The organism is Streptomyces acidicola (assembly GCF_009377235.1).
Classification (GTDB): Bacteria; Actinomycetota; Actinomycetes; order Streptomycetales; family Streptomycetaceae; genus Streptomyces; species Streptomyces acidicola.
Map to the genome: position 1 here is coordinate 1 of NZ_VMNX01000328.1, position 8,007 is coordinate 8,007.

The 8,007-nt window shown below is 68.7% G+C and carries 8 protein-coding genes and 2 pseudogenes; 7 read left to right on the forward strand and 3 right to left on the reverse strand.

What is annotated here, in order from left to right; all coding sequences use genetic code 11:
* Positions 1–527, forward strand: a 527-nt coding sequence (locus FPZ41_RS42375; protein ID WP_152869714.1) for a DUF2848 family protein, incomplete at its 5' end; no start/stop codon positions are given.
* A gap of 230 nt (positions 528–757) precedes the next feature.
* On the opposite strand, the gene FPZ41_RS42380 is transcribed toward FPZ41_RS42375, so the two are convergent.
* Positions 758–1,693 (reverse strand): DPP IV N-terminal domain-containing protein, encoded by a 936-nt coding sequence (locus FPZ41_RS42380; protein WP_228023376.1) that lies wholly within the window; start codon positions 1,691–1,693, stop codon positions 758–760.
* 388 nt (positions 1,694–2,081) lie between these two features.
* Here FPZ41_RS42380 and FPZ41_RS42385 point away from each other — a divergent pair, with 388 nt between their 5' ends.
* From FPZ41_RS42385 to FPZ41_RS42395, 3 genes are all read left to right on the forward strand, one after another.
* Positions 2,082–2,411, forward strand: a complete 330-nt coding sequence (locus FPZ41_RS42385; protein ID WP_152869718.1) for a hypothetical protein — start codon at positions 2,082–2,084, stop codon at positions 2,409–2,411.
* 242 nt (positions 2,412–2,653) lie between these two features.
* Positions 2,654–3,202 carry a SigE family RNA polymerase sigma factor gene (locus FPZ41_RS42390; protein WP_152869720.1) on the forward strand — a complete coding sequence of 183 codons (549 nt, stop codon included), beginning with the start codon at positions 2,654–2,656 and terminating at the stop codon, positions 3,200–3,202.
* The gene (locus FPZ41_RS42395; protein WP_322621440.1) at positions 3,199–4,143 is read left to right on the forward strand and encodes a hypothetical protein; all 945 of its coding nucleotides are present in this window, start codon (positions 3,199–3,201) and stop codon (positions 4,141–4,143) included. The genes FPZ41_RS42390 and FPZ41_RS42395 overlap by 4 nt, the downstream gene beginning before the upstream one ends.
* Before the next feature lie 137 nt (positions 4,144–4,280).
* Here the strand turns inward: FPZ41_RS42395 and FPZ41_RS42400 are convergent, their stop codons facing one another.
* Complete coding sequence (locus FPZ41_RS42400) at positions 4,281–4,844, reverse strand: hypothetical protein (RefSeq protein ID WP_322621441.1); 564 nt, start codon at positions 4,842–4,844, stop codon at positions 4,281–4,283.
* 98 nt (positions 4,845–4,942) lie between these two features.
* Between FPZ41_RS42400 and FPZ41_RS42405 the strand changes: the two are divergent.
* Together FPZ41_RS42405 and FPZ41_RS49160 are read left to right on the forward strand one after the other, a co-directional pair.
* Positions 4,943–5,707, forward strand: a pseudogene (locus FPZ41_RS42405) (transposase); the annotation flags it as partial.
* Between the two features lie 10 nt (positions 5,708–5,717).
* Positions 5,718–5,831: pseudogene (locus FPZ41_RS49160) on the forward strand (tyrosine-type recombinase/integrase); the annotation flags it as partial.
* 78 nt (positions 5,832–5,909) lie between these two features.
* Here FPZ41_RS49160 and FPZ41_RS42415 read toward each other — a convergent pair.
* On the reverse strand, positions 5,910–6,671 hold the full coding sequence (locus tag FPZ41_RS42415; RefSeq protein ID WP_152869723.1) for a phosphoglyceromutase: 762 nt from the start codon (positions 6,669–6,671) through the stop codon (positions 5,910–5,912).
* A gap of 180 nt (positions 6,672–6,851) precedes the next feature.
* On the opposite strand from FPZ41_RS42415, the gene FPZ41_RS42420 reads away from it, so the two are divergent.
* Positions 6,852–8,007: MDR family MFS transporter (locus FPZ41_RS42420; RefSeq protein ID WP_152869725.1), on the forward strand; the 1,156-nt coding region annotated here is incomplete at its 3' end.

Here is an 8,007-nt window from a genome sequence, read left to right on the forward strand (position 1 = left end):
CCCTCTACCCCGTGGCCCCCTACCTCGCCCAGCAGACCGACCGGGTCGAGGTGCAGCACGGGCGCACCTCGGGTGAGGCGGAGTGGGCGCTGGTCGTGGCCGACGACGGGGAAGTGCTGCTCACGGCCGCCTGCGACCACACCGACCGCGATCTCGAAGTGCACGGCGTGGCCTGGAGCAAGAACGCCGGCCCGGACGTCCTCGCCCGCCGCGCCTGGCGCCTGGCCGACGTCGCCCCCCGCCTCGACGACCTGACCCTGCGCGCCTGGGTCACCCACGGCGACAAGGAGACCGAGATCCAGCACGGCACCCTCGCCGAACTCCTCACCCCCGCCTACTGGGTCGACGTCCTGCGCACCCGCGACGCCCTCACCCCCGGCACCGTCCTCATCTCCGGCACCATCCCGATGGCCCACGGCGTCGACCAGTTCGCCGACGCCTGGCGCGTGGAACTGAGCGACCCGGCCACTGGGGACACCATCCGGCTCGCCTACGGGGTGCACCGCATGCTGGAGCCGATCGGCTGAGGCGCGGCCACCGCGGTCGAGGCCACCCTGCCGGGAGGTGGCAACGCAGGAGCCCCCTGCCTCCGGCAAAGCCGCGGGCAGAGGGCTCCTTCAGCGGGGCCGTATCGCAGCCGCGCTACGCCGAGCCCACTGCGGGCCGATTGGACCACTGCGGGCCGCAGGCACCGCCGCGGGCCGCAGGCACCGCCGCGGGCCGCAGGCACCGCCTGAGCGCGCGGTCGGCGCTCCGGCTACTTGTTCAACCAGTCGGTGGGGGTCGCGCCCTGGCTCCGCAGGACCTGGAGGTTCTTTCCGTCAGTGGCGTCGACGACGTAGGTGCTATGAGTCTGGTCGACGAAGTTGCGGGCGGAGAAGGCGATTCGGGTGCCGTCGGGCGAGAAGACGGGGCCCTGCAAGTTGCTGAGCGGGTCCGTCCAGCCGCTCTGTAGCTGGACGACGGCGCCGGTAGTCACATCGACGACACTCAGGCCGTTCTCGGTGGTGTAGACGATGCGCTGTCCGTCGGGGGACCAGTCGACCGGCTCGGACAGCGCGTTGCGAGCGGTGCTGATCTGGTGAACCTGCCGGGTGGCGGTGTCCATGACCCAGACCTCCCTGCCGTCCTCCCAGCCGTCGGTCGTCTCGTACGGGGTGGTCTTGACGAAGGCGATGCTCTTGCCGTCGGGCGAGAAGGTGCCTGCGACGCCGCCGGCCGCCATGAGCACCTCCTGTCCAGTGCCGTCGCTGTTGATCCACTCCATGCCGCGCGGGCTGTTGTAGACGATCCGCTTGCCGTCCGGGGACCAGTCGGGGTGCATGACGTACGGGGCGTGGTTGGTCTCGGGCGCGATACCCCGGACCAGAATGTGCTGGTCCTCGCCGTCGGCCTCGGCGACCACCAGGTGCCGGGCGTACATGCAGCCCTCGGTCTGGGGAATGCAGGTGTTGTCGCGCTGGATGTACGCCACGGCGGAGCCCTTCGGAGAGAGGACGCCCTCCTCGGCGTTCTGCGCGAAGGTCTCGATGACGTCGCCGCTCACGGGGTTGAGCGAGACCAGAGCGGGAGTACCGGAGGAATAGTCAGTGGCAATGATCCTGCTGGGAGCCGGGCGCTGCTCCGCAGCAGCGGTCCCCGCCATCGGCAGACCAGCGGCGGCGACGATCCCTACGGCCAACACGGCGCGCATGAAAAGCACTTGATCCCTCCTTAGAAAACCGGGAACCGGTGTTCCCGGCCCCAGCGGTAAGAGCGCAACCGGATCAAGAAGCGTCACCCTGGGGTCAGCCCATCGGAACCTGGACCAGCACCTCAGCTTGGGAAGCCGAGGTGATCTACGGGCGGTTGCTTGGCCGACCCGGACAGCAGCGCTGTCGGTGTCCGACCGCCTGTCGGGTTCATACCCGGCGGATTCCTCGCGGACGACGAGCTGATGCGCGCCCACCGTCTGGAGATCCCCGGTGTTCCCCGTGGGTTCCCCGCACTGTCCGGCACGGGTCTGGCACGTCTAATTCCTTACGGACGGCAGAGCTGGAGTCACTACCATCCCCACCATCCCCCACATTGAGGAGGGAGTCATGGCACTGGGGCGTCGGGGTGCACGTCGCATCGTTGTCGACGGCACGGCCTACCGTTGGCGGCTGCGACGCAGGCCGACCTACTTCCAGGGCCTGGCCTGGTCACCGTGCACGTTCGCGGTCGAGCACGCGGACACCCCGGGGACAACACTCGTGGTCACCACCAACCAGCCGCACCTGAGCAACTGGATCGGACGCGAGGCCAGACCGGTACTGCCATCCGACGTTGCCCAAGCCATCGAACGTGCCCTGCGCGAGGGCTGGACCCCGACGGCTCCAGGCTCCCCCTGCCATCTCGACCTGTCCGGCGGCTTCACGCCCTCGCCCTGAACAGAGCAGAAGCGAGCACCACTTCAGGAGTTCGATCAACGGGCGTCACCGCATGCCGTAGTAGTGGGCGCGGTGTCGCAACGGGTCGGCCTGCTGGGGCTTGTCCGGTCCCGGTAGATGCTTGATGCTCCGGTCCCAGCTGATGGTTGACGGTGGCCCCGCTCACCTGACCGACGAGGCAGCGGATCCCGGGCAACCGAATCCGCCGGAACTGTGGTCTGGAGGGCGAGGGAGGGTGCTTGATGCAGGCCAAACAAGAGGCCGAGTTCCAAGAATTCGTCAGAGCGCGATGGTCCCATCTCGTACGGACCGCGTATCTGCTCACGGGCGACGTGCACCACGCCGAAGACCTGACTCAGACGGCGCTGGCCAAGGCGTACCGCTCATGGCGGCGCGTCTCGCGCAGCGACCGTCCAGACGCGTACGTCCGGCGGATACTGGTCAGCTGCAACAGCGACCGGTTCCGCAAGCGGCGGGTTACGGAGGCTCTGACCGCGGCGCCGCCGGAGGTGGCCGGGCGCGACGAGGCCGTCTCGTGGGCCGATGAGCGCAGCACCCTGCTCGCGGCGCTGGCCGGACTGCCGCCGAAGCAGCGGGCGGTGATCGTCATGCGCTACTGGGAGGACCTGTCCGAGGCCGAGGTCGCCGAGACGCTCGGCTGCTCGCCCGGCACGGTCAAGAGCCAGGCGTCCAAGGCGCTGGCGAAGTTGCGTACGCATCCGGGGCTCGCGCAGGTCGCGGACGAACCTGTCCGCAGCCGGGTGTCGTCCAGGCAGGGAGGCAGCAAGTGAACGAGGAGCAGAAGCAGCAGGTGACGGGAACCAGCGGGGACTTCGAGGAGCAGATGCGCGAGTTGCTCGCCGAGGACGCGAACACAATCCGGCCCGCGCCGGTGCCGTATCCGGCGATCCGCCGCCGGGGCACGATCGAGCGGCGGCGCCGGGTGGCGGCGGCCGGGGCAACCCTGGTGGTGCTGGCGGCGATGCCCGTGGGGGCGTACGCGCTGGCCGACAGGGACGCAGGCAGGAACACGGTGGCATCGACACCGTCGGGTGCCACGCCGCGGACCTCAGCGACGCCGACACCGACGCCGTCCGCGTCGCCGGCGGGGCCCGCGCGGCCGGCCACTGAGCACCAGCTCCTCGACGGGATCACCTTCGAGCAGGCCGTCGACGGGCTGAAGAAGTGCCTCGCATACGACCAGTCGCACACAAGCGGCGCTGACTCCCGCCCGGACCTGGGCGCGGCAAAGGACTACCGGATCATCCTGGCGATGAACAGCACCGGCGACTCCAACGCGCCCGGCGATGGCATGTTCGTCGTCGCGGTGAAGGAGCAACCGAGGCAGACCCGGCTGATCTGCAACATCAAGGACGGCGAGGCAGCGGGCCTCAGCACCAGCGTAGGCTCCGACGATGTGCCGGGCGCCGGCCCCGTGATGGCCGACATCAACGGCGGCAAGCTCTACCAGCAGTCGATCCTCGACCGCGGCAACTGGAAGCTGCCGTTCCGATGGGGTGTCATCGGCACCGTCGAGCCGTCAGTGGCCCGGGTGACCGTCTCCTACGGCGGCGCCACCAGCCAGGCCGCCCTGGACCACGGCTGGTTCGTTGCCTCTGGCGTTCTGAACCAGCAGGTCACCTTGGCCCCGCGCATCAAGGGTTATGACGCCGACAGCAAGCTGGTCTACGACTCCGACAAGGACAAGTACTACGAGAAGCGGTTGCCGTAGCGCCTCCCGGCCGGGGGCGCCACACAGGGGGCGGCGTCCCCGGATCTCGGTCAGCGGTGCGGCACGAGGGCCTTTCTGGTCGCAGGTGCAGATGGGGCAATCCGCACGGGGCGGACCGTGACCGTGCACGTGCGGAGTCAACGTTCACCATCGACCTGGACGGCACCGTCAAAAGAACGGGCGAAGTCGGCAAGAGTCCGGAAGTCGTCCTCTCTCAGGCCGATCCGCGGGTTGACGTGGTGCAGAAGGCCACGTGCGCGGTGGTGGGTGGTCACGTACGCCTGGTCCAGGTCGCTCTGTTCGTCGTCCACCCACGCGAAGGCGCGGCCGTTGGCGTAGTCCACCAGGGGCGCAGTCTTCCAGTGAACTCCGTCGGGGCGGTCTTGAAGCAAGACGTCACCGAAGTCGACGAAGGGGAGTTCGGGAAGGCCGAGCACCGGGGCAATCCACCGATTGGCATCCGCCATCCATGTGGTGGCCCAGCACAGGTCGTAGTCGAGCCGGAGCAGGTCTCGTCCGTGCTCCGGGTTGAGCCAGACCCGCAGGGGCCGCCGACGGAACGAGAGCGCTCGGTGTTCCTCCGGGGCCCCGCCGTCTCGCGGCACTCTTAGGGTGGTGTAGCCAGGGGGGCGCTTCTCCGGCTTGGCCGCGTAAGGGTTGAGGGGCCCGTCCACGTCGAGGAACAAGAGTGGTCGGCTCACGGTCTCCCCCTGCCATGCTCATCATCGGCTGCGCCGGTGGAAGCGTAGCTGCTGCGATGGTCTCGGCAACGCACTCGGTCCGAAGTGATGATCACGGCGTGATGGGTGTGATCACGGCCTCGGAGCCGTCATGGATAGCCCCGTTCACCGGGCTGAGTCCGCGGCAGTTCAAGAAGGCTGTGACTGCGGTTGGGCAAGGGAGCGCGACAAGAGTCCAGCGAGGCCGGCCGTGGGCTGTGAGCCTGGCTGACCGGGTTGCTGCTGGTAACGGCGTACTGGCGCACGACCCTCACCTTGAGTCAACTCGCGTTGCTGTTCGGGATTCCGAAGTCGACAGCCGACCGTGTGGTCGCCGACATAGGTCCCCGCCTGGCAGTGCAACCGAGGCGCCGATTTCGGCGGGACACCGTGCTCATCGTGGACGGCACGCTGGTCCCCACCCGCGACCACGCGGCGGCCGAACAGTCCAAGAAATACAGGTACTCCACCAACCAGCAGGTCGTCATAGACGCCGATACTCGCCTGGTCGTCGTGGTCGAATCCAACCGCTTCCCGGCAACCGCGCGGACTGCAAAGCATGACAGGAATCCGGTGCCAAGGCCGCAGTCAGCAACACCACGACGATCACCGACGGCGGCTACCCGGGCACCGGCCTCGTGATGCCGCACCGCCGCCGCGAAGGCGAGGAGCTCCCCGACTGGAAACAGAGACATAGCAAGTCTCACAAGCAGGTGCGCGCCCGAGTCGAGCACGTCTTCGCCCGCATGAAGACCTGGAAGATTCTGCGCTGCCGCCTCAAGGGCGACGGCGTCCACCACGCCATGAACGGCGTCGCCCGCCTCCACAACCTCGTCCTCACCGGATGGACAAGTGCACTCCGATCCGGGCCTGACGCTGAAGGTGTACGCGCACCTCATGCCGAGTAGCCGGGACCGTGCCCGGAAGGCTCTCGGGCTGGCGCTCCGGCCGCAAGGCTCGGGGGACTGAGGGCCCACAGTGGGCCCCGGCCGTGAAAATGCCCCCGATTCGCGCAGTAAGCGCAGGTCGGGGGCATGATCGCCAAACCTACTTCTTCTTGCCCTGGTTCTTGACCGCCTCGATCGCGGCAGCCGCCGCCTCGGGGTCGAGGTACGTGCCGCCCGGGTTCACCGGCTTGAAGTCGGCGTTCAGTTCGTAGGACAGCGGGATACCGGTCGGGATGTTCAGGCCCGCGATGTCGGCGTCCGAGATGCCGTCGAGGTGCTTGACGAGGGCGCGGAGGCTGTTGCCGTGGGCAGCGATCAGGACCGTGCGGCCGGCGAGGAGGTCCGGGACGATGCCGTCGTACCAGTACGGGAGCATGCGCTGGACGACGTCCTTCAGGCACTCCGTGCGGGGGCGGAGCTCCGGCGGGATGGTCGCGTAGCGCGGGTCGTCCGACTGGGAGTACTCGGTGCCGTCCTCAAGCGCGGGCGGCGGGGTGTCGTACGAGCGGCGCCACAGCATGAACTGCTCCTCGCCGAACTCGGCGAGCGTCTGCGCCTTGTCCTTGCCCTGGAGGGCGCCGTAGTGGCGCTCGTTCAGGCGCCAGCTGCGGTGGACCGGGATCCAGAGGCGGTCCGCGGACTCCAGGGCCAGCTGCGCGGTGCGGATCGCGCGCTTCTGGAGCGAGGTGTGCAGCACGTCCGGGAGCAGGCCGGCGTCCTTCAGCAGCTCGCCGCCGCGCGTCGCCTCCTTCTCGCCCTTCGCGGTGAGGTTGACGTCCACCCAGCCGGTGAACAGGTTCTTCTCGTTCCACTCGCTCTCGCCGTGGCGGAGGAGGATCAGCTTGTACGGTGCGTCGGCCATGGCCCCGAGCGTAATCGAACCCTTTGATCACTTGTGCCGGCGGTCACCCAGCGGACAGTTGACTGCGTTTGTTAATTGAGTGGTCCTCCCCACGTCGCGCTCGTAACGTGTGGCATCGCCCAGCGCCACTTACCTGCGCCACTTACTTCTGTGCTTCAGCTTCTTCCGTGGGGGACCCCTATGTCAGTCGCCGCCCTGAGGCGTGCCGTCCGTGAGAGCGTCTCGGGGTTGCCCCGCGAGTTCTGGTGGCTGTGGACCAGCACGCTGGTCAACCGGCTCGGTGGCTTCGTCGCCACCTTCATGGCCCTGTACCTCACGCTCGACCGCGGCTACTCCGCCACGTACGCCGGTCTGGTCGCTTCCCTGCACGGGCTCGGCGGTGTCGTCTCCTCGCTCGTTGGCGGCGTCATGGCCGACCGGCTCGGGCGGCGGCCCACGCTGCTCGTCGCCCAGGCCTCCACGGCCGTCTCCGTGGCGCTGCTCGGCTTCGTGCGCGATCCCGTCGCGATCGCCGCGGTCGCCTTCCTGGTGGGCGCGACCAGCAACGCCTCCCGGCCCGCCGTCCAGGCGATGATGGCGGACATCGTGCGGCCCGAGGACCGTGTCCGCGCCTTCTCCATCAACTACTGGGCGATCAACCTCGGTTTCGCCGTCTCGTCCGCGGCCGCGGGGTTCATCGCCGAGGTCAGCTATCTCGCGGGGTTCCTGATCGAGGCCGGGATGACCATGGCCTGCGCGATCGTCGTCTTCGCCAAGGTGCCCGAGTCGCGGCCCACGTCCATCGCCAAGGAGTCCGAGGGCCGGCCCGAGGTCGGGCTCGGCACCGTGCTGCGCGACGGGCGCTTCATGGCCGTCGTCGGGCTGTCCTTCCTGGTCGCGCTCATCTTCCAGCAGGGCGCGGTCGGGCTGCCGGTCGCGATGGGCGAGGCAGGTTTCACGCCTGCCGACTACGGGATGGCCATCGCGCTCAACGGCGTCCTGATCGTCGTCCTCCAGCTCCCGGTCACCCGCTTCATCGAGCACCGGGACCCGCGCCGTCTGCTGGTGATCTCGTCCGTCCTCGCCGGGTACGGTTTCGGGCTCACCGCCTTCGCCGGTTCGGTCGGCGTGTTCGCCCTCACCGTGTGCGTGTGGACCCTGGCCGAGATCGTCAACGCACCCACTCAGACCGGCCTCGTCGTACGCCTCTCACCCGTGCATGGGCGCGGCCGCTACCAGGGCATGTACACGATGTCCTGGTCCGTCGCCGCGCTGGTCGCACCCCTCATGTCCGGGTTCGTCATCGACCGGTGGGGGGCGGAGTGGCTCTGGGGACTGTGCGCCGTGGTGGGGACCG